Origin of the sequence: Sediminibacillus halophilus (assembly GCF_900103695.1) — a bacterium.
GTDB classification, from domain to species: domain Bacteria; phylum Bacillota; class Bacilli; order Bacillales; family Amphibacillaceae; genus Sediminibacillus; species Sediminibacillus halophilus.
In genome coordinates this window covers 92,443-115,042 of sequence record NZ_FNHF01000008.1, presented here as the reverse complement: position 1 = coordinate 115,042, position 22,600 = coordinate 92,443, and the positions used below count along the sequence as shown (strand labels likewise).

18 protein-coding genes, 1 pseudogene and 1 other annotated feature are annotated in these 22,600 nt (G+C 41.5%); all 19 genes and pseudogenes read right to left on the bottom strand.

All coding sequences use genetic code 11. From position 1 onward, the window contains the following. Positions 1–62: 62 nt before the first annotated feature. Positions 63–566, bottom strand: a complete 504-nt coding sequence (gene infC, locus BLR82_RS19340) for a translation initiation factor IF-3 (protein WP_139187014.1) — start codon at positions 564–566, stop codon at positions 63–65. A 79-nt stretch (positions 567–645) separates the two neighbouring features. Further along, positions 646–767, bottom strand: a sequence feature (ribosomal protein L20 leader region). 270 nt (positions 768–1,037) lie between these two features. Beyond that, positions 1,038–2,987, bottom strand: a complete 1,950-nt coding sequence (gene thrS, locus BLR82_RS19335; RefSeq protein WP_074601080.1) for a threonine--tRNA ligase — start codon at positions 2,985–2,987, stop codon at positions 1,038–1,040. A 365-nt stretch (positions 2,988–3,352) separates the two neighbouring features. Then, complete coding sequence (ytxC, locus tag BLR82_RS19330; protein ID WP_074601079.1) at positions 3,353–4,204, bottom strand: putative sporulation protein YtxC; 852 nt, start codon at positions 4,202–4,204, stop codon at positions 3,353–3,355. Positions 4,205–4,758: 554 nt separating this feature from the next. Continuing rightward, positions 4,759–5,691 (bottom strand): primosomal protein DnaI, encoded by a 933-nt coding sequence (gene dnaI / locus BLR82_RS19320; protein ID WP_074601077.1) that lies wholly within the window; start codon positions 5,689–5,691, stop codon positions 4,759–4,761. Positions 5,692–5,744: 53 nt separating this feature from the next. Next, positions 5,745–7,121 carry a replication initiation and membrane attachment family protein gene (locus BLR82_RS19315; protein ID WP_074601076.1) on the bottom strand — a complete coding sequence of 459 codons (1,377 nt, stop codon included), beginning with the start codon at positions 7,119–7,121 and terminating at the stop codon, positions 5,745–5,747. A 41-nt stretch (positions 7,122–7,162) separates the two neighbouring features. Beyond that, positions 7,163–7,624, bottom strand: a complete 462-nt coding sequence (nrdR, locus tag BLR82_RS19310) for a transcriptional regulator NrdR (protein ID WP_026569739.1) — start codon at positions 7,622–7,624, stop codon at positions 7,163–7,165. A 34-nt stretch (positions 7,625–7,658) separates the two neighbouring features. Continuing rightward, positions 7,659–8,066 carry a cytosolic protein gene (locus BLR82_RS19305; protein WP_074601075.1) on the bottom strand — a complete coding sequence of 136 codons (408 nt, stop codon included), beginning with the start codon at positions 8,064–8,066 and terminating at the stop codon, positions 7,659–7,661. A 203-nt stretch (positions 8,067–8,269) separates the two neighbouring features. Next, positions 8,270–8,647, bottom strand: a complete 378-nt coding sequence (speD, locus tag BLR82_RS19300) for an adenosylmethionine decarboxylase (protein WP_074601074.1) — start codon at positions 8,645–8,647, stop codon at positions 8,270–8,272. Positions 8,648–9,015: 368 nt separating this feature from the next. Then, a pseudogene (locus tag BLR82_RS19295) lies at positions 9,016–10,046 on the bottom strand (glyceraldehyde-3-phosphate dehydrogenase). Positions 10,047–10,331: 285 nt separating this feature from the next. Then, the gene (gene coaE / locus BLR82_RS19290; protein ID WP_074601073.1) at positions 10,332–10,934 is read right to left on the bottom strand and encodes a dephospho-CoA kinase; all 603 of its coding nucleotides are present in this window, start codon (positions 10,932–10,934) and stop codon (positions 10,332–10,334) included. 13 nt (positions 10,935–10,947) lie between these two features. After that, complete coding sequence (ytaF, locus tag BLR82_RS19285; RefSeq protein ID WP_074601072.1) at positions 10,948–11,577, bottom strand: sporulation membrane protein YtaF; 630 nt, start codon at positions 11,575–11,577, stop codon at positions 10,948–10,950. 70 nt (positions 11,578–11,647) lie between these two features. Beyond that, entirely contained in the window at positions 11,648–12,472 is an 825-nt protein-coding gene (gene mutM, locus BLR82_RS19280; protein WP_074601071.1) for a DNA-formamidopyrimidine glycosylase, read from the bottom strand. Positions 12,473–12,489: 17 nt separating this feature from the next. Then, positions 12,490–15,129, bottom strand: a complete 2,640-nt coding sequence (gene polA, locus BLR82_RS19275) for a DNA polymerase I (protein WP_074601070.1) — start codon at positions 15,127–15,129, stop codon at positions 12,490–12,492. 367 nt (positions 15,130–15,496) lie between these two features. Next, complete coding sequence (gene pnpS, locus BLR82_RS19270; protein WP_074601069.1) at positions 15,497–16,882, bottom strand: two-component system histidine kinase PnpS; 1,386 nt, start codon at positions 16,880–16,882, stop codon at positions 15,497–15,499. Next, positions 16,869–17,576 carry a response regulator transcription factor gene (locus BLR82_RS19265; protein WP_074601068.1) on the bottom strand — a complete coding sequence of 236 codons (708 nt, stop codon included), beginning with the start codon at positions 17,574–17,576 and terminating at the stop codon, positions 16,869–16,871. Before BLR82_RS19265 ends, pnpS begins: the two co-directional genes overlap by 14 nt. A gap of 155 nt (positions 17,577–17,731) precedes the next feature. Then, positions 17,732–18,208, bottom strand: coding sequence for a MaoC/PaaZ C-terminal domain-containing protein (locus BLR82_RS19260; protein WP_074601067.1), 477 nt, complete (start codon positions 18,206–18,208; stop codon positions 17,732–17,734). A gap of 122 nt (positions 18,209–18,330) precedes the next feature. Further along, positions 18,331–19,269, bottom strand: coding sequence for a malate dehydrogenase (mdh, locus tag BLR82_RS19255; RefSeq protein WP_074601066.1), 939 nt, complete (start codon positions 19,267–19,269; stop codon positions 18,331–18,333). A gap of 25 nt (positions 19,270–19,294) precedes the next feature. Continuing rightward, positions 19,295–20,566, bottom strand: coding sequence for an NADP-dependent isocitrate dehydrogenase (icd, locus tag BLR82_RS19250; RefSeq protein ID WP_074601065.1), 1,272 nt, complete (start codon positions 20,564–20,566; stop codon positions 19,295–19,297). Between the two features lie 155 nt (positions 20,567–20,721). Beyond that, a complete protein-coding gene (gene citZ / locus BLR82_RS19245; protein ID WP_074601064.1) occupies positions 20,722–21,837 on the bottom strand; it encodes a citrate synthase in 1,116 nt (371 codons plus the stop codon). Positions 21,838–22,600: the final 763 nt, after the last annotated feature.

Genomic DNA, 22,600 nt, shown 5'->3' with positions numbered 1-22,600 from the left:
ACTTCCTTGATCTACTTGGTTCTTTTCATCCTCGTATGAACTGCAATGTGTTCTGACAAAACTTACTTTTCGGTAGTCGGTGCTAGCATTAGAAACATGCTGCGGCCTTCCATTTTCGGCTTTGTTTCAACAGTGGAAATGTCTTTACATTCCTCTGCCATTTTTTCAAGGACTTCCTGTCCTAATTCTTTATGCGTAATAGCACGACCACGGAACCGAATGGAAGCTTTCACTTTATCGCCTTTTTCAAGAAACTTTCTGGCATTGCGCAACTTCGTATTGAAATCATGCTCTTCAATGCCAGGGCTTAAGCGAACTTCTTTGACATTAATAACTTTTTGTTTTTTACGTGCTTCCTTGTCTTTCTTTTGTTGCTCAAAGCGGTATTTACCGTAATCCATGATCCGGCATACCGGCGGTTTTGCATTTGGAGCTACTAATACAAGATCCAAATTTCTTGTTTGAGCAATATCTAATGCTTCTTGGCGGGATTTTACCCCAAGTTGGTCTCCATTTGAATCAATGAGCCTGACTTCGCGAGCACGAATTTTCTCATTGACGTTCATATCTTTGCTAATAATGAGCCACCTCCATAGAGTTTGGAAAAACAATATAAGATCTTATCGACAAGTTGTTGTAAATGAAAGCATAAAAAAAATGTCGGTACATACTGCACCCACACATCTTCCCATACAATAAGGATGTTGTAACCTGCCAACTGCAAAATGCGTCGATCAGGTGAGAAGCGGGTGCTTCTGCTTGCCTCAGATCATTATTTAATTTCACCTATAAAATAATAGCATAAGCACGCTAAGATGTCAACAACCATGGTTGTGTTTCTATGAAAACGACTATTTCATCATACATAACTCAGAGCAAAAACACAAGGGGGGATTTTTCAGTACTTATCCAGGCATCCGATCTGTTTATACAGAAAAGCGGAGCAGGTAGGATTTTCTTTCTTAATAAAAAAATCACCAGCATTTCGTATACTGGTGATTTCCACTCTGGAACTCGAGTCCATCTCTTCCGTTCGCTTACTGTTTGGCTAATGTTTTTTCACGGATCTCCGCTTCGATTTGATCAATAAACATATTAAGCGGCTTTGTTTCTGAATTTTTCTCGCCATAACGCCGGACATTTACAGCATTGTCCTCTATTTCTTTGTCACCTACGACAAGGGCGTACGGGATTTTTTGTGTTTGCGCTTCACGAATTTTATATCCGATTTTCTCATCCCGCTCATCCACCTCTACACGGACACCGCGATAACGCAAGTCCTCTTCCACTTTTTTAGCATACTCTAAGTGAATCCCGGGGGATACAGGAATAATCCGGGCCTGGACAGGTGCAAGCCATGTAGGAAATGCACCTTTATATTCCTCGATAAGAAATGCCACAAAGCGCTCCATCGTAGATACAACCCCGCGATGGATGACGACAGGCCTATGTTCTTTGCCGTCTTCTCCAATGTAGGTCAGATCAAACCGCTCCGGCAAATGAAAGTCCAATTGAACGGTGGACAATGTTTCATCTTTACCTAACGCCGTTTTAACCTGAACATCCAGCTTAGGACCATAGAAAGCAGCTTCACCTTCGGCTTCCACATAATCAAGCTCCATGTCTTCCATTGTCTCTTTCAACATAGCCTGGGCTTTTTCCCACATCTCATCGTTATCGACATACTTTTCGGTATCCTCTGGATCACGGTAGGATAGACGGAAGTAATAATCATCAATACCGAAATCTTTGTAAACTGCCTGGACTAACTGTACAACACGAATAAATTCATCTTTCAGCTGATCTGGGCGCGCGAAGATATGGGCATCATTCAATGTCATAGCCCGAACACGCTGTAAGCCGGCAAGTGCACCCGACATTTCATGGCGGTGCATGGTGCCAAGTTCTGCAATACGGACAGGAAGATTACGATAGCTGTGCAGTTCATTCTTAAACACCATCATATGATGCGGACAGTTCATCGGGCGCAGGACAAGATCTTCGTTGTCCATTTCCAGTGTAGGGAACATGTCATCCTTGTAATGATCCCAATGACCACTTGTCTTATAAAGATCTACACTACCCAGAACCGGAGTATAAACATGATCATATCCCAGCCTTTCCTCCAGATCGACAATGTAACGTTCGATTGTCCGACGGATCGTGGCGCCTTTCGGCAGCCAAAGAGGTAAGCCCTGACCTACTTGTTGAGATACCGTAAACAAGTCCAATTCTTTTCCCAACTTACGGTGGTCGCGTTCTTTTGCTTCTTCACGAAGGCGCAAATATTCATCAAGACTGCTCTTTTTCTCAAAAGCAGTGCCGTATATGCGTTGCAGCATTTTATTGTCGCTATCACCTCTCCAATAAGCACCAGAAATACTCAACAGTTTAACAACTTTGATTTTGCTCGTGGAAGGGACGTGGACCCCTCGGCATAGATCAAAGAATTCACCTTGCTGATAAATGGAGACTGTTTCTCCCTCGGGAATAGCATCGATTAGTTCGAGCTTTAATTCATCACCAATTTCCCGGAACATTTCCTTCGCCTCTTCGCGTGAAACCTCTTTGCGAACAATTTCTAAATTTTCGTCGATAATTTTTTGCATTTCTTTTTCAATTCTAGGCAAATCTTCTGGAGTTACCGACTCTTCCATATCAAAATCATAATAAAATCCATCCTCAATGACAGGACCCACCCCGAATTGAACATTCTCGTACAAGCGCTTGATCGCTTGTGCCATCAAGTGGGCGGCAGAATGGCGCATTATTTCAATTCCTTCTTGCTGTTTATTGGTAATAATCTCAATCTCGCCGTTTCCAGGCAGCTCGCTGCGCAGATCATAAGGGATTCCATCCAGTTTGACTGCCAACGCCTGTTTTTTCAATCCTGGTGAAATCGAAGCTGCTATATCTTCTCCAGTCGTTCCCTGAGGAAATTCCTTCCGGGCTCCGTCTGGAAACGTAATGTGGATCATTTCTGACATAAGTAGTCTCTCCTTTAAAAATAGTTTTGTCGTTTTAAACAGAATAAATAAAAAACGCCCGTCCCGATAGCTGTTAAAAGCTAAGGGACGAGCGTTGGCCTCGTGGTTCCACCCTAATTCCCGCACACAAAGTACGGCTCATTTAGCATCTGTAACGTAGATGACACGCTGTTACTTACTATCTCAGTTCAATAACAGGGTTCAGAGGTGGTAATCAGAATCACGGTAATACAGGAAGCTTTCAGCCGGACGACTTCCCTCTCTACAGTATTCCTGGTCGATTCGATCGTGTCCTCATCAAAACCGATGTGTTAATCATTTATGAACGTAATTATAGCGATACAGTCATCAAAAATCAAGTGTATTTAATGATTTCTTAAATAATTCGGGAAAGGAAACCGGGTGAACGGTTCGAAAACCGCTTTTTCCTGAAACACATTGATTACAGTCAATGTTTTTGGCTCAGAAGGATGATCTCCGTATATGACCACCCGCTCAGGTGCCATGGCAAGCAGCGGTGTTATATTCAGCTCTGCTTCATCCAAACCGACTATGTACAGCGGTTCCTGTTGGATCAGCATTTTTATTTCCATTTTGGAAAACGGCTTTCCATTTGCTTTATAAAATTTGAAGTTCCTGCCCTGTACAACGTGGACAACTTGAAATTTGGACTTCTTTTTAGTCACGTATTCCCGTAGCGATTGAACAAACGATTGATAATCTTCTTCCCGTTTAAATTCATCAATCGCCATTCCGATGATTTCGATAAGTTCTTCTTTGTAGGGCTGTAGGCGAAAATTCACTAATGAGTCGAAGTGAACCGCTTCTTCAGTATGGATATTTTTCTGGAAGCAATTTTTCAATGTCTTCCTCAAGTCGATATCAACCGGTATCGGGACATCCCCTGATTCATCACCGGATAAAATAGAGTGGGCCAGTTCCGAAATTCGATGCACTTCCTCCTTATCTTTATAATAATAAACATTTTTGATTATATCAGCGACCCAGCTGCTTTCTTTATGCTTTGTGAAAACATATGCCATCGCCTCTGCAGTGTTCGCCAGTTGCTCCTCCATGGATCGGCTTTCCCGGATTTTGATTCGGTTTCCCCACGTGTCGTTGGTTTTCCAGTTCAGTTCTACATCGAGGCCATACTGAACTACCCGATCACAAAATGTCATGGTTTCTGCTTTTGTCTCAAAATAAACTTCAAGCAATACTCATCACCCTCATCACGATCAAACTGTTACATTATATGGATGAATGCTTCAAAAAATGTGTGATCTATCGGAAGAAAACTTATTAGATTGCAAAAAAATGGCCGAGGTGCACCATTCATTTCAGAGAAAGTTCAGTAAAGATAAACAAGGGGAATGGAATATAGAGGAAAAGGCAGTGTGCTTTAGCGTAGAGCTATATACGAGAATCCAAAATAGGATGGACGCGGGATTGAAGAAATCGCGGACATCTTTCCCATTCGAAAAAATAGAAACAATCGAGAAGCATTTACGGTTTTGTGATACCACTAAAATGGAAAGAGTAGTGATGGATTTTTGTCAAAGTCATTTAAGCAACTCCGTAAAACAATAGGAGATCCACTAATCATCGCTGATCGATTTCATTTCATGCGACAAATTCACCGGGGACTGGATGCAGTTTGTCCAACCATTAATTCACAGTTTATAAAAAACAAAAAGCCAAAAGGGCTCGAATGCCTCGGGCCCTTTTGGCTTTTTCTTTAACAACTATGCTTTTGTCCCATCCTTTTTCCTTACTCCCTCCGGTTCACTCCGAACAGAGGGATCTCTCGGCTTACTTGTTTGATTCTTTCAATAATCCTTCCAGCTTTAACTTTTTCGATGTCGCCTCTTGTAGTAGTCGCTAAATGGTTTTCCAGCTGCTCAAGACTATAATTGGAGGTAAAAAACACAGGTAACTTTTCCATCATTCTGTACTGGAGAATAGATCCCAAGATCTCATCTCTGAACCAGGCGGACTGCGACTCGGCTCCTATGTCATCCAGCATCAGAACTGGTATCGTTTTGAAACGCTCCACTTTCTGATTCAACGAGTCATCCTTTAAAGATGCCTTTATTTCTCTGACAAATTCAGGCATATAGATAATCATGGTTGCAATCCTTTTTTTTGCCAACTCGTTAGCAATTGCACCTAAGAAATGCGTTTTTCCCACTCCGAAGGGTCCATAAAAATACATTCCTTTATCAGCTTGTTTATCGGTTCCAATCGACTGAAGGTAACGAAGGGACTCTGTAATAGCCTGCCGTCGTTTATCAGTATGGTCTAAATCCGAAAAAGTGGCATTGAGGATATCCTTTGGCATATAAAGACTCTGAATGAGCGACTTATGTTTCTCCTGCTCGTCATGCTGGATTTTTTTATAGCATTTTTCATAGCTTAAACGAACCGTTTTTCCTTCTACTTGCAAGTAAGGTGTATAGCCCGGAAGGATGTTTTTACACTCTTCCAGGGCCGGACAGTCAGCACAATTTTTAGACTGCGATATAAATTCATAAAGCTTCATTAAATTCCTGTCGATGTCCTTTGTATCCAACTGAGGATTATTTAAAAGCAGCTGCTTGACCTGCGAGTCATTTACGATTGCGCTTCGCAGGTGGCTAAAATTATTTTGGAAGTTTTTGTTATCTTTCATCCATTTTTTCAAGGAAGCTTGAATAGGTTCCATCTTCGATCATCCTTATTCTTTTACTTCTGTGACCCACAAACAGATACTGCGGACTAGCTGCCATTTTCCAAATAGCTTTTTATCAAATCGCCAAGGTCTTCCTGGTTTTCTTCTTTATCGATGGAAGTTTCCGTCTCTTGCGCATTTTTTCCATTCTGCTGCGCTTTTCTTTCCTTAAACCAGTCTGGGATGACCTCTTTTTGGGCAGGTCTACGATAACTTTGCTTTGTCGAACCCCATTGCTGATATTTTTGGTTCTCCGATTTGGCTAGAGCCATTGCCTGTTTCACTGTTTTTACATTTTTTCTGGCCCAGTGACTCGCTATCTTTTCCAAATAAGCCTTGGACAGTTTCATGTCTGTTTTCAAAAGTACGTAATGAACCAACACATTCATGACACCTGGCGAAAGTCCCTGTTGTGTCATCACATCTCTGATTGTTTTTAAGTCCTGTGCCGAGGCCTGGTTACCACCCGATAAATCCTCTAACAATTGTTTAGGAGAAATTTCTTCCAGCATCTTCACAAACTGATCTTCCTTGCTTTCCGGTTCCTCTGTTGCATTTTCAGCTTTTACACTGCCAGCCTGTTTTTCCACCAATTTTATATCTGACTTTCTTGCAGAAGCCTGGAATAAATCATGGCAGGCCGATTTGAATTCCTTTGCATCCAACTGATTATCTTCATTTATTGCCCAAATCACGGCGCTTTCCAAGTCTTGAACAGGCAAATCATACAACACGCTCATTTGCCGAATCAGTTTTTTGTTAGCGACAGTCAAGACAGAACGAGAAGGTATCATCCTTTTTTGCAACATCTGTTCAATCCAGACAAAATCAACTTCCTTGTCTAGATGAGCAAGGGCCTTCTGACTTTCCTGCTGCTTTTCTTCCATCGGGGCATCGGGAGCAGCAAAATGGTGGATGTGTGTATCAAACACCTCCGCGAATTCCATGGTTACATCTTCACCCTGTAAGTGATCATGACCCTCTATATCAAATAACTGCAGCAATTCTGCGTGTTTTTTTTCACCAAGATGATGATAAAGCAACTGTGATAGCATGCCATCATTAAAAAAATCCATCGGCAAAAAAGGAGGGTTCAACTGGTATGTATACACGTTCTTTTGTTCTTGCTCAGTCTTATAAGTACTTAACAAGCCGATGCCTTCCAGTTTTAAACGGGCCTGATACAACTTATCAAGCGGAAGAGACAAGTAATTCATCAAGGTATGGTGGGTTTGCAATTCCTGGTGGTTGTTTCTTAATTGGCACTCACTCATCAAAGTGTGATATAAAGAAATGGCATCACTGCCTACAAGCGGCTGATACAAATGGGTCAAAGATTGAAGACTGTCTATGGATAAGGCCGCGGTTGTCTTTATAGCAAATCCGTCGATCGGGAGTAATTTACCAATATGTTGATGATTCACGATGTTGTCTCCTTTCTTTCCCTGGATTAGCACCCATCCACTTATTTATTGTCTGATCGGATCAAATCCTTCAATTCATCCAAAAAAACACTAATATCTTTGAACTGTCTGTACACAGAAGCAAACCGGACATATGCTACTTCATCTACTGAAGAAAGCCGATCCATGACCATTTCGCCAATTTCTTTGCTTTGCACCTCAGAGGTACCTCTGTTACGCAGTTCTTTTTCTACTTCTACGGCAATCGACTCGATTTGCTCCAACGCTACCGGACGCTTTTCGCAAGCCTTGATCAACCCTCTCATTAACTTTTCACGACTGTACTCTTCTCTTGTCCCTTCTTTTTTGACGACAATCAATGGTACTTCTTCCAGTCTTTCAAAGGTTGTAAAACGGAAAGAACATTCTTCGCATTCTCTTCTTCTTCTGATCGAACGGCCCTCTTCAATCGGACGGGAATCAAGCACTTTAGTACTTTTAAATTGGCAGTTAGGACATCTCATTATGTATCAACCCCATACTTTTATAGCAGTTTCATTATAAATCAGCATTCTTCGTCATCGATGTTTCCAAAAAAGTGAGTTCTTTCTTTAGCTGGCTGTACAATTTGGGAATCAGGTTATGACTAAATCCGAAATCAAACGGGAGAATCGATTCAGTCGTTACTGAAAAGTCGATTGCCGTTCGATAAGGTTTTACCATTATGACGGTAGCAATGATGAAAGCCTTTCTTCCCCCGGTGTAATTAACGCTGATTTCTCCGTGCTCTTTCGATTGAGCTACTATCTCATAAGAATCGGATCGTTTAAAGTATTCCTCAACAGCCTGTAAGCCTTTTTCTTTTGTCGTTTTAAAATAGTGTGTCTGTAAATTTGCATCCCAATGATTTTCACTGGTTTCTGCATGATTGCCGAAATACTTTGTAACTGTTTGTCGAAAACTCATGACAGGCACCTCATAACTTAGACAAAGTCTTTTCTTTTTATTTTAACACGTTTTCAACGATTAAACGATGATCAAAGTCTTTTCTTTGTTTTATAGCCGTCCAATCGAATTTAGCAATCGGGAAAGCCTTGAGTAACAATATGGTTTCGGCATAAAAAACCCTTGCCGTCTCCTCTCTGGCAAGGGTTTTCCTGTTTTGTTCATTATAAAGCTTTAAATTGGCTGACTTCCACGGGTCCCATTCCCCGCGGCACCTCTACTTTTTCGCTTCGATTTGACTCAAGCGATTCGGCAATATATTCCGCAGCTACGTTTGGATCGATTACATCGCCGCAAGTATAGACATCAATGCTTGCGTATCCATGTTCAGGGAAGCTGTGGATTGTTAAATGGGATTCTGAAATAATCACGACGCCGCTCACACCATAAGGAGCAAACTTATGAAATGCAACCTCGCGAATTTCGGCTCCGGCTTTTAAAGCTGCATTCACGAAAATCTTCTCGATTAAACCCATATCATTCAGCTTATCTATATTACATTCCCATAGTTCTGCGATAACGTGCCTGCCCATTGTATCCATTCAATTAATCCCCCTTTTAAAAGTAAAAAAGTTTCCTCAATAAAAGCATGGACCGCCATGGGGGAAAGTTAGTCCTAAGAGGTCCTAACCCTTAAAGCAGTGGATATCCATGCTCGGTGAAGAATTACCGGAAACCGGGTTGTAGTTGAAACAGCTTTGCATTATTTGGTATACCTCTTTTGCTCGAAGCATTAAACCATAAATCTTTCTTGCATACGACAACCGTCTACAAACGGTTGATGTGCAAAAAAAGTATATACGGTTTACCTTTTTTTTGCAAGCATGTTCAAAAACTTTTTTGTAGAGAGAATATGGGGGCATTATTCCCTCCACCTTATTATTAGGCAATCGGCAGGCACTTATCCGCATCAGGAATACTGATATCGTTCCTGCTTGGTTAAGTCTACGGAGATAAATCTGGCAAGATCCACTACACGGCAGGCATATCCCCATTCATTGTCATACCATGCTATGATTTTTATGTTATTTTCGGCAACTGCCATTGTCGATAAACCATCTACCACCGCCGAAAAATCGGAAGTTGTGTAATCGATAGAAACCAGCGGCTGATCACTATATTGTATAATACCCTCCATTGCCCCTTCGCTGGCTCGTCTAAAGCTTTCGTTTACTTTGTCAGGAGTGACGGCTGTTTGGAGGTCAATGGTTAAATCGACCAGTGAAACATTTGGAGTTGGTACACGTAAGGCAATGCCTTTTAGCTTTCCCTCCATGGCAGGTATTACATCCTTGATTGCTTCTGCAGCACCAGTGCTGGTAGGGATAATCGATTGTGTACACCCTCGTGCTCTTCGTAAATCCTTATGTGGATTATCCAAACTCTGCTGGTCATTTGTAAAAGCATGAACCGTAGTCAGCAAACCATGTTCTATACCAAAATCATGATGAAGTACTTTTAGCAACGGGGCCAGACAATTTGTTGTACACGAAGCTGCAGATATCACTCGATGCTTTTCCGGCTGAAAATCGGCTTGATTTACTCCCATAACAATGGTTGCATCCACATCCTTGCCGGGTGCGGTTATGATAACTTGCTTAGCTCCAGCCTCCAGGTGCTGTCCGGCTGCCTCTTTCGTTTTAAATTTCCCTGTTGCTTCGACAACAAGGTCTATTTCCAACTGGCTCCAGGGAAGCTCACGTGGGTTTCTGTTGGAGACAAGCAGAACTTTTTTCCGTTAACCAGCACACCATCCGAAACCGCTTTCACTTCTTGCGAAAATTTTCCATGAACGCTGTCATAATTGATTAAATGTGCGATAGTTTCTGCGGGATAACTGGCATTAATGGCGACTATATCTAATTCATTATCGCAAATAGCCCTTCTGAACACCATTCTCCCAATACGGCCAAATCCATTAATTGCTATACGAGTAGTCATTAAAGCGACCTCCTATTAAAGTGCTTTTTTAACATTAATCATACAATAGTATAGCACATTTATTTTAATAGTGTGTCACTTTTTAAAACGCAAAATAAAAAAGCCTGGAATTTCAGGCTTCTTTCAATTCATCGACTTTCTTAGCTTCTAAACAAGATTTTTCCATTCACATCAATTTCCTCACAGTATTCATTTTAGTTCATACCCAAAAAACTTCCTGTAGACAGTACATTCTATGCAAATAGTGTTCACGGTGAAGATTTTAAAAGCTGTATCGAAGTTTGTTTAGAAATGAATTTTCCATTTTTTTAAAATAGTAAGCAACTGCTCACGGGAACACTCCATACTGCCATTATTATCAATTATTTCATCTGCCATTTTTGCTTTTTTGTCTAAGGGCAGCTGGGAGTGGATGCGATCGATTGCTTCTTCTTCCGAAAAGCCATTCCGATTCATCAATCTTTGTTTTTGTGTTTGTTCATCGACATAAACTACTAATACCTTATCAACAAAATGAGTAAGGTCGCTCTCATATAATAATGGAATATCCATTACGACGGCCTCTTCCCCTTTGTCTGCATATGTGTCTCGTTGTTCAAGCATTTTTTTTCTTACTGCTGGATGGACGATACTGTTAAGTTGTTCTCTTTTTTCCTTATCTTTGAAAATAATCCTGCCCAATTTTCCACGATCTAAATTCCCATCGGAGAGAAGCACTTCTTCACCGAATACATCGACAATTTGTTCATATGCAGTCTCTCCCCTTTCTACTACCTGTCTGGAAATGATGTCTGCGTCTACTACAGGAATATCCCATTCGGCAAAAATACCGGCTATGGTACTTTTCCCACTTGCAATGCCTCCAGTCAGTCCGATTACGAGTGCCATATCTATCACACCTTCAGGTAATTTTTATGATCCCGATAACGATGAGAATCAATCCGGGAAGAAACGTCAGTCGCTGTAACCAGCGCCAATAAGAGAATAAGTAGCCGCTTTTCAATCCACCAGTCAAAAAAATGCCGGTGGTGACCCCAATTCCACATGCTGCCAGCAATGGGGCGAACCCAAGCATGGCTGCGCCTATCCCTGCTCCAAAAGAGTCAACAGACAACGCTAAACCAAGCAACAAAGCTTCTATCCCGTTTATGTTTCCAGATTTATCAAAGTCAGCCGCCATCGGTTTTTTTAATATTTCAATGACAATACCAAGCGACTTTATTTCAAATTTCAAGACGATCGGCTGATCCGGTTGGGAATTATCGGTTCGGAAAAACTGGTAAACGACCCAAATACCAATCAATATGAGCACTGTCCCACCGAACACTTCTGCTACTGAAGGATCAAGAAAAGAAGCAATTACTGAGCCGATCAACATGGAAATATAAAAAACTACGGCCGTTATTAACGCAATTAGAAGGATAGTCCGGGGTCTTATAATCATTTTCCGTAATCCATAAGTAAATCCGACCATAAAACTGTCCAAGCTGACAGCAAAAGCAAGCAGCACAAAGGTGGAGATATCAGCCATATCCTTAACTCCTTTATCCGTATACTTTTACGAGTTAGTATATGGATGGAGTATTCCACCTGTGCCTGCGTTATTTTTGACAGGTTAAGCAAATATGCGTCCCTCTGCCACCTACTTTGATTTTGGTTATAGGTCCTCCACACCTTTTGCATGGTTCATTTTCCTGGCCGTAAACAAACAATTCCTGCTGAAACATACCAATTTGCCCCTGGCTGTTTACATAGGAACGGATAGTCGTTCCTCCTTGTTCAATTGCCTGTTCCAGAGTTTCTACAGCCTTTTGATGAATGACGGAAACTTCTTTCTTAGACAAGCTGGTTCCCTTTCTCACCGGGTGAATACCTGCTTTGAACAGCGTCTCATCGACGTAAATATTCCCCAATCCAGCAATCACCGTCTGATCCAGCAAAATCGATTTAATCGTCCGTTCACTTTTATGGACCTTTTGATAAAAAACAGTAAAATCGAAATCCGGGCTGAATGGATCAGGCCCGAGCTGACTTAAAGGTTTTTGCTCGTTTGCTGTTCCCTTTTCAACCAAGTGCATTGTTCCGAATTTCCTCACATCTTTGTAGCGAAGCTCACTACCATCGGTGAACGTGAATACAACATGCGTATGATTCAACACAGGCTCATGCTGTTGATAAACTCCGTATTTGCCCTCCATGCGTAAATGGGAAATCAGAGTAAAATCATCAAGTTCGAACAACAAAAATTTCCCCTGACGGTCGATATCAAGAATTTTTTGCCCTTTTAACAGCTGTTTAAATACGTGAACATCTGTCGGCTGTTTGATTATTTTATCCCAATATACTTTTACATTAGCAATTTGTTTATCTTGTACCAGTTGCAACAAGGTTTTTCTGATTGTTTCCACTTCAGGCAATTCTGGCATTACCTATTCTCTCCCTACTATTTTGCATCATACCAAGTCTTCCCAAAAGCATAATCCACTTTTAACGGTACATTCAATTCTACTGCACCTTCCATCGCTGATGGGACAATGGTTTTCAATTTATCAATTTCACCTTTTGGTGCTTCCAAGATCAATTCATCATGTACTTGAAGCAACATTCTTGCTTCCACTTGCTCGTCCTTCAATTTCTGATGGAGATTGATCATAGCCAGTTTGATAATATCGGCAGCACTTCCTTGAATCGGCGTATTCATTGCTGTCCGCTCGGCAAAGCTCCGTTTGTTGAAATTTCTACTGGTGATATCCGGAAGATATCTTCTCCGATTCATCATCGTGGAAACGTAGCCCGTTTGCTTCGCCTCCTGAATGATTTCCTCCATATAATCTCTTACACCCAAATAAGTATCCAAATACCGGTCGATAAATTTCTTTGCTTCTTTCCTGGTAATTCCAAGGCTCTGTGATAACCCATAATCGCTTATTCCATAAACTATTCCAAAGTTGACGGCCTTCGCCTGCCTGCGCATATTCGAGGTTATCTCATCTTCAGCAACATGAAAAACCTGCATAGCAGTTTGCGTATGAATGTCTTTGTTGTCATTGAAAGCTTCAATAAGTTTTTCGTCATTGGCTATGTGCGCTAAAACCCGCAGCTCGATTTGCGAATAATCGGCCGCAAATACAATCCAATCCTCTTCAGAAGCTGTAAACGCCTGTCTTATTTTCCTTCCTTCTTCCAGACGAATCGGGATGTTTTGTAAGTTAGGATCTGTCGAACTCAGCCGGCCCGTTTGGGTGAGAGCCTGGTTGAAACGCGTGTGAATTTTATTGTTGTCTCGATGGACCACCTTTAACAATCCTTCTATATACGTGGACTGCAGTTTTCCTAACTGTCTGTACAATAACAAGTGCGGGATGATTTCATGCTGATCCTGCAACTGTTCCAAAATATCCGCAGAGGTTGAATAACCCGTTTTCGTTTTTTTGATAACAGGTAAGCCGAGTTTTTCAAACAAAATCGGCCCCAATTGTTTTGGCGAATTCAAATTGAATTCCTCACCAGCAAGCTCAAACACTTTCTCTTCGATTTCCTTGAGCCGGCGCTGGAGTTCCGTCCCCATTTCCTCCAGCCGGTTTATATCTACCCGCACACCGGTGTGTTCCATTTCACCGAGTATAATCGCAAGTGGCATTTCCAATTCATCAAACAGTTCAAACTGTTGATTTTCTTTCAGCTGTTCTTCCATTCGATCTTTTAACTGATAGATGAGCCGGGTTTTTCTGGATACATGATCGGCAAGCAGTTCCTGCTCAGGCACCTTCAGTTTCGCGCCTTTCCCATACACTTCTTCGTCATACAATACCTCTTTTTCCCCCATTCGATGGCAAATGGCTGGGATATCGTGATGATTTTCGGAAGGATTGATTAGATAGGAAGCAAGCAACAAATCAAAAGTAATACCCTTCACGTCTATTCCCTTGTTCAACAAAGCGACCGTAGTCTTCTTTGCATCAAAAACATACTTCTTCATGGACGGATCTTCTGCCCACCTTTTGAAAACAGCAGATTTTACAGCAGTTTCGGTTGGAACGAAGTAGTTGTGCTCCGCATTAACGATACCGAATCCTTCTATCGGAGCAGAATGGTAGTTGTCCTGCAGCATTTCCACCACCACAGCTTCTTCACCTGTGAACAAATCCTCGGTGATTTCCTCTAGAATGGTAACATTTAATTCCGGCAGTTCTTCCCTAGCTTCTGTATCCTCTGCATCCTCACCATCTATTCTGCTTAACAAGGATTGAAAACCCAATTCTTTGAACATGGAACTTACCTTATGCGCTTGATACCCGGGATATGGAAGGTCTTCCAAGCCTATTTCCAGGGGAGAGTCACAAGATATCGTCACCAGTTCTTTACTCATATAGGCATCCTGTTTATGGTTTTCAAGTTTTTCCTTCAGCTTTTTCCCACTGACTTCATTCAAATGGTCAAAAAGATTATCAAGTGTTTCATATTGCTTCAACAGTTTGACAGCCGTTTTTTGACCAATCCCCGGTACGCCGGGAATATTGTCAGAACTATCCCCCATCAAGGCTTTCATATCGATGATTTGCTCAGGCCTTACTTCCATCTTTTCCAGCATGAAGGAAGGAGTATATGCATCAATATCGCTAAGTCCTTTCTTCGTCAAGCTAACTGTAATATTATCAGAAACGAGTTGAAGAAGGTCCTTATCACCAGAAATAACGTTTACTTCCCATTCCTTTCCCTCGCCTTGTTTTGCAAGGGTTCCGATGATATCGTCTGCCTCGTATTGCTCCAACTGATAATGAGGAATGCTGAAGGCATCCAGCAAATCGCGAAGCAATGGAAACTGTTCGGATAGCTCAGGTGGCGTTTTCTGTCTTCCGCCTTTGTACTCCTTGTATGTTTTATGACGAAAGGTAGTTTTTCCGGCGTCAAAGGCAACAAGCATATGAGTCGGTTTTTCTGTTTCCAGTATCTTCAAAAGCATGTTGGTAAATCCATATATAGCATTGGTATAAACACCTTTGTCATTGTTCAATAGCGGCAATGCAAAAAAAGCCCGATAGGCAATACTATTGCCGTCAATAAGGATAAGTTTATTGGTCATCTTTCGCTCTCCTTTTCTTTTTAAGTAAAATATGTATTTTCATGCAAGATTTAAGTTTTGCACGTTTTGCATCTGTTTTCCAATCATCTCGTGTCATGTACCTCTGGCTACTCCTCTATCTTACCATGTTTACGGAAAAGAAGAAAAAAGGGGCGACGATTAACCATACCATACGGAGAAATCCATCTTATTACAGATTGATTTTATCATATCCATTCGTTTTCATTTAGGAATCGCAATTTGACGTCCGGGTTGAAAATTATACGAAAGATTCATCTACAAAAGGGCTCTCCACCAGTCGTTTTTTCTGACTAGTGAACAGCCCGTTCCCCTTTAGTATGAAAAGAAAAAATGATTTCTATTTTCATTAAAAATGCTCCGGTTTTAAAGGCAATTCAATCGTGAACACCGTTCCTTCGTTTACTTTGCTATCCAAATATATCGAGCCTTTGTGCGCTTCAACAATATGCTTTACAATCGCCAAACCAAGCCCCGTACCGCCGGTATTTCTGCTTCTTGCCTTATCAACACGATAAAAACGCTCAAAGATCCTGCTTTGTGCCTTTTCTGGTACTCCGATTCCAGTATCAGTAACAGTTATCTTCAATTTGTCAACATTCGGAAAGACAGACAAAGCCACTTTTCCCTGTTCTTGTGTGTAATTAACTGCATTATTCAATAGATTGATTAATACCTGTTTCAGCCGTTCTTCGTCTACCACAGCCTTCAGATGATCAGGAAGATCGACAGTCAACTCAATCTGCTTTTTGTCAGCCTGCTGCTTGACCACAGGCAGTAAGTCATGGACTACCGACGGCACATTCACTTCTTTGTACTCCAACCGTAATTCTTCTTTTTCCAACTTGGACAATTCCAGTAAATCATGTATCAAAGTCTGAAGACGACCACTCTCTTTTAAAATGATTTCCAGGAATTGCCGACGGATCTCTGTATCTTCCATCGCACCTTCCAACAATGTTTCAGCAAAACCTTTGATAGAGGTAATCGGTGTTTTTAATTCGTGGGAAACATTTGCGACAAAATCCTTTCGCATTTCTTCCAGTCTCTTCATTTCCGTTATATCATGAAAAACCAGTACTGCACCTTTCAGTTCCCGCTTATCATTAAATATCGGAGCACCGACTGTTTCTACCGCTTTTCGTTCCAGGCCAGAAGTGATCGAAAAGGAGACCTTCACCTTTTCTTCGTAAAGGAATGCTTCCTGTACCGCTTTATGTATTTTCTCCGTATCCAAGACATCATAATATAAAAATCCCAGATAATCTTTTTCGGTCGAACCAAATATAGATAAAAACTTGCGATTAACCATGTGGACATAGCCTTTCTCGTCAATCAGCATCAAACCGCTTTCCATATTGTCAATCACGGTGCTCATCTGATTTTCCTGCATTTTTTCCTGTAATGTGATCTGCTGCAGGCTTCTGGCCAGTACATTGATGGAATTACTCAGCTTGCCGGCCTCCCCGAAATAGCTGACATAGGTTCTCGCCTTGTAGTTTCCCTGCACTAATTCATCTGCAACCCTTGCTGCTGACTGAATGGGTTTTATGTATTTTTCAAAGACATTCATAATTAAAACCAAAAAAACAATTAATCCGCCAAGAAGTACACACAGGCCCATTATTCTTTCCGTAAATTCAAGCAGCGGAAGAATGATGACAGCCATCCCGGTAAATATTAGCACAACCACAAAAAGGTAGCTTAGAAAGGGCCGAATATTAACCGATCCCATTTAAATGATCCTCCATTTTGTACCCTAGTCCCCTAATGGTTTTGATGTAGACAGGGTGTTTTGTATCTGGCTCGATTTTCTCTCGTAAATGGCTGACATGAACATCCACGATGCGTGTGTCCCCGACAAAATCATAATTCCAAACTGCACTCAGCAATTGATCCCTCGATAATACCTTGCCTTTATGCTTGGCCAAATAAAGTAAAAGCTCGAATTCTTTTCTTGTAAATAATAGCGATTCTCCCTTCATAACTGCTTCGTATTGTTCGGGATAAATCACTAAATCGGCTATTTTCAAAAAAGATAACTCCGCTTCAGCAGGCTGCTTGTTCGTTCTTCGCAGTATCGCTTTGATCCGGGCGACAACTTCCTTCGGGCTGAACGGCTTTGTGAGATAATCATCAGCACCTAATTCAAGCCCCAGAACTTTATCAAATTCATCGTCCTTGGCAGTCAACATCAAAATGGGCGTGTCTATCTGTTTTTGCCTCAGCAGTTTGCACACTTCCGTTCCATCCAACTCAGGAAGCATGATATCAAGAACAATCATATCGAAATTCTCCTGAACCGCTTTTTGGACTGCTGTCTGCCCGTCATAAGCTACATCGGTTTGAAACCCTGCTTGTTCTATGTTGTACTTCAACAAGGTCACAATCGATTCCTCGTCATCCACTATTAATACCTTTCGGTTCATCCCAACACCCCATTATCTCTTTATATAGTATGTTTATTCTCTTTTTTCATCATACAATGAAGGGGGTATTATGTGAATACAAGAAACCCTATTATCGTAAAAGTCATCTGTAAAAATTCCTTTACAAACTTTACAATTACTGTCTTAGTTACTTCTCAATAGAAGTTTTCCAATGAGGAAGCGATCATCGACTTCGGTTCATACGCAGGACAGACGACCAGAGTGCCCCGTATTACAACCTTTTCTCTGCTATCCTGTCCTGTAACACTTATTCTGATTTGATGCTTTTCTAAATCAATAGAGGATATTTGCAAATGAAACACAAGCTTGCTTTCGTGATAAACGGGAGACGGGTAAGAAAGTTGTTGCTCGATAATATGGCTTCCTGGTCCAGGAAGATGCATTGAAACGATAGAAGAAACTACCCCCAACAAAGCAACGGAAGGAACAATCGGCCGCTTATAGGGAGTTTGTGAGGCATAATCATGTTGGAGATAAAGCGGATTGGCATCATTGGTGATTCCCAAATACAACAATAAATCCTGGTCAGACAAATGGTGATGATGTTTATAGGAATCACCGACATTCAACTCGGAAATTTTCTTTCCTAAAGGTCTTTTTTTAGCAAACACAGAAACATCCTCCTTTTATGTATGCGCTTTCTTTTCATTATAACGGAAATATACCAGTCAGGGAAAGAGCGCTAAATAAAAAAAGCTTTACGAGGAAGAGTTTCCCCATAAAGCTTCTTCTATTACTTCAAAACTTCCAAAACTTTTTTAACAGATTCTGCCGATTTATCCAGAGCGGCTATCTCATCGTCTAATAAATCGAGTTCGATGATATCTTCCAAACCATTTCCTCCTATAATGGTAGGAACGCCTAGAAAAATATCCGAGTAGCCATATTCTCCTTCCAAATAAGCAATCGAAGGCAGGACACGACGCTGGTCTTTCAAAATTGCTTCAGCCATTACTGTTAATGAAGCGGCCGGCGCATAATAGGCACTACCGTTTCCTAAAAGATTCACGATCTCACCGCCACCTGTCCGGGTCCGAGCAACGATTTCATCTAATCGTTCTCTGGAAATCAGTTTTTCGAGCGGTATCCCGCCAGCATAAGAGTAACGGATTAATGGTACCATGTCATCACCATGGCCGCCGAGAACAAAACCAGTTATATCCTTAACCGACAGGTTGAGCTCTTCTGCTACAAAGGTGCGAAAACGTGCAGTATCAAGCACTCCTGATTGACCGATGACCCGGTTTTTCGGAAATCCTGATTCTTTGAATACGGTGTATGTCATCGCATCTACTGGATTAGTCAAGACAACGATACAGGTATCCGGTGAATACTTAACAATTTCCTTTGTAACACTTTTCATGATTTTTGCGTTAGTGTTAACCAAGTCATCTCTGCTCATCCCCGGTTTTCTGGCAATACCCGCTGTAATGATGACGAGGTCGGAACCTTCCGTATCCTTATAATCAGCTGTACCAGTAATCTTCGCATCGAAACCTTGCACGGGACTCGCTTCTAGCATATCAAGTGCCTTTCCTTTTGTAGGATCTTCCATATCCGGTATATCTACCAAAACTATATCAGACAGTTCTTTTTGTGCAAGCATCAGGGCAGTAGTGGCTCCCGTGAAGCCACCCCCTATAACAGATACTTTTTTTCTTTTAATGCCCATGCCACAAAACCCCTTTTCTGAAAGGTTAATCCATATTTTTGATCAAAGCGTCTCCGAATCCGGAAGTTTTGACTTCTTTAGCACCGTCCATCATTCTGGCAAAGTCATAAGTTACCTCTTTGGAGGCAATGGTTTTATCCATGGACTTTGTAATCAATTCTGCTGCTTCTCTCCACTCCAAGTGTTCGAGCATTAAGACACCAGACAAAATAACAGATGACGGGTTCACCTTATCTAGTCCAGCATACTTTGGAGCTGTACCATGTGTCGCCTCGAATATAGCATGACCAGTTTCATAGTTAATATTGGCTCCCGGGGCAATACCAATACCGCCCACTTGTGCTGCCAACGCATCTGAAACATAGTCACCGTTCAGATTCATGGTAGCTACTACGTCAAATTCACGAGGACGAGTGAGAATCTGCTGTAGGAAAATATCGGCAATAGCGTCTTTGACGATAATTTTACCTGCTTTCTCTGCTTCCTCCTGTGCTTTGTTTGCCGCGTCTTTTCCTTGTTCTTCCACAATACGGTCATATTCCCACCAAGTAAAGACCTTGTCGCCGAATTCCTCTTGTGCAACTTCATAGCCCCAAGCTTTAAAAGCGCCTTCTGTAAACTTCATGATGTTTCCTTTGTGGACGAGCGTCACACTCTTACGGCCTTCATTGATTGCATACTCAATAGCCGCACGTACCAAACGCTTCGTTCCTTCTTCAGAAACCGGTTTAATACCGATGCCGGAAGTTTCAGGGAAACGGATGTTATGTACCCCCATTTCATTCCTCAAAAACTCAATGACCTTTTTGACATCATCCGTTCCTTTTTGCCATTCAATTCCAGCATAAATGTCTTCGGTATTTTCCCGGAAAATAACCATGTCCGTATCTTCAGGACGCTTAACCGGTGAAGGCACTCCCTCGAAATAACGGACAGGACGCAAACAAGTGAATAAGTCCAATTCTTGTCGCAATGCTACGTTAAGCGATCGGATACCGCCACCTACAGGAGTGGTCAATGGCCCTTTGATTGCAATCTTGTATTCACGAATCGTGTCAAGCGTATCTTTTGGAAGCCACTCACCGAAACGGTCATAAGCTTTCTGACCTGCGAAAACTTCCTTCCACTCGATCGATTTTTTTCCATCATAAGCTTTTTCTACTGCTGCTTCAATGACTCTTTTCGCTGCAGCCCAAATGTCCGGTCCAGTTCCATCTCCTTCAATGAAAGGAATTACCGGACGATCCGGAACATTCAAAACTCCGTCATTTACTGTAATTTTACCGCTTTGTGCCATAAGATGACCTCCTCTTATTTAATCAAACAGATAAATAGTATCATAAATCAAGAAATTTTTTTACTTTTTATAGGCTATATGTTCAGTCTTCTCCAAGCTATAAGAAAGAGCGCTTATAGTTAGAGCCTGATGAACCCACTTAATGGGCGACTTCCTTATCGCTCTTCAATCGGTTTATATGTTTGCAGTTTTGGCCCAACATATTCTGCGCGCGGGCGGATAAGCCGATTGTTTTCATACTGTTCAAGTATGTGAGCCAGCCAACCTGATACTCTGCTTACTGCAAAGATTGGGGTGAACAAATCGTGTTCAATTCCCAGGCTGTGGTAAACAGATGCCGAATAAAAATCCACATTTGCCGGTAAACCCTTGTTCTCTTTAATATAATCTTCAATCTTCACAGACATGTCATACCACTTAGACTGACCTGTCAGCTCCGTCAGTTCACGGGACATCTTTTTCAAATGCTTTGCTCTTGGGTCCCCAGTACGATATACACGGTGTCCCATTCCCATAACTTTTTCTTTATTGTCCAACATTTTTTTGATATAAGGAATTGCGTTGTCCACTTCCCCGATTTCTGTAAGCATCTTCATGACTCGTTCATTGGCACCGCCATGTAATGGTCCTTTCAATGCACTGATAGCGGAAGTTATTCCAGAATAAACATCCGACAATGTCGCCACACATACGCGGGCAGTAAATGTTGATGCGTTCAATTCGTGATCCGCGTGGAGCACCAGCGCCTTGTTTACCGCTTCAACCTCAAGATCTTTCGGCTCTTCTCCGTTAAGCATGTAAAGAAAATTAGCTGCATAGCTCAAACCTTGCTTGGGGGCGACTGGATCCTTCCCCTGACGAATCCTCGCAAACGCTGCCACAACAGACGAAATTTTCGCCTGCAGACCGACCGCTTTCCGCTTATTGGCTTCTTCGTTCATTTCATCTGCTTCCGGATCAAAAAGACCGAGCATTGAAACGGCAGTCCGCAAAGCCGCCATTGGGTGAACAGTTTTCAAATCATAGGATTTTAAATGCTGGATGATTTCTCCAGGCAATTCCATATTAGAAAATAAATCTTCTGTCAAACGGCCTAATTCGTCTTTAGAAGGAAGTCTCTTATTCCAAAGCAGAAAAATGACTTCCTCAAAACTAGAATTTTCAGCCAGATCATCAATTTTGTAACCAGCATAGGTCAACTGGTCATCGATAATGGAGCTGATTGATGATTCTGTAGCTACAATTCCTTCCAACCCTTTCGTTGTTGACATTACATCTCTCTCCTTTATCTGTATTTTCCATGTGCCAGCACCTGACCAACAATCCTCTTTTTTCGAAAATATCAGACACAAATCAAATCAGATACCAAGCAAAATAACCCGGTAAGCCGAGCTGTCAGGCGTAGCAATCCAGCATTGCTGTATAAGGTCAGAAAGCGACAAAACTTTCCACACATTAATTGATAGAAATGCTTTCTATTCATACCCATGTTCAATTATAAACAATAAAGATAACAAAGTGAAACGTTTTCTTTTCTGACAAAGAAGAAAGTGTCCGTTCAAGCATGAGGCTGTTTGGCTTGCATGCCCTGTTTTCTCAACCTATTCCAGGTTCTATTGCTTTCCAACTGACCAGAATACTGTCGAAAACTGTTATCTTGCTGGAGCTTGCCGTTTGACGACTGCTTCTTGCTATGTATTTTTATCTATACAGCCTGATAATTATAGACTAACTGCAATTGGGTCATTTTTCAAATAATTCAATCCATAAAAAACTTCTGAACCCTTAGTATCTCTGTTTTATACTCGATTTTATTATACGTTTTTGCCAGTTGCCATAGAAAAGCTGTAGTAAACCATTTTATACCGGTAAGTGAATAACGTGGGTCACTGAATCAACATATACGCTCACTCAGGACCCGAGAGCCGAAAGGAACTTTCTTAGTACTATCTGTGTGGTATACTATACGTCTTTTGGAATAAATGCTGCATTCCTACAATAAAATGTACAAGCAGGCAAACGAAAATCGGCGTC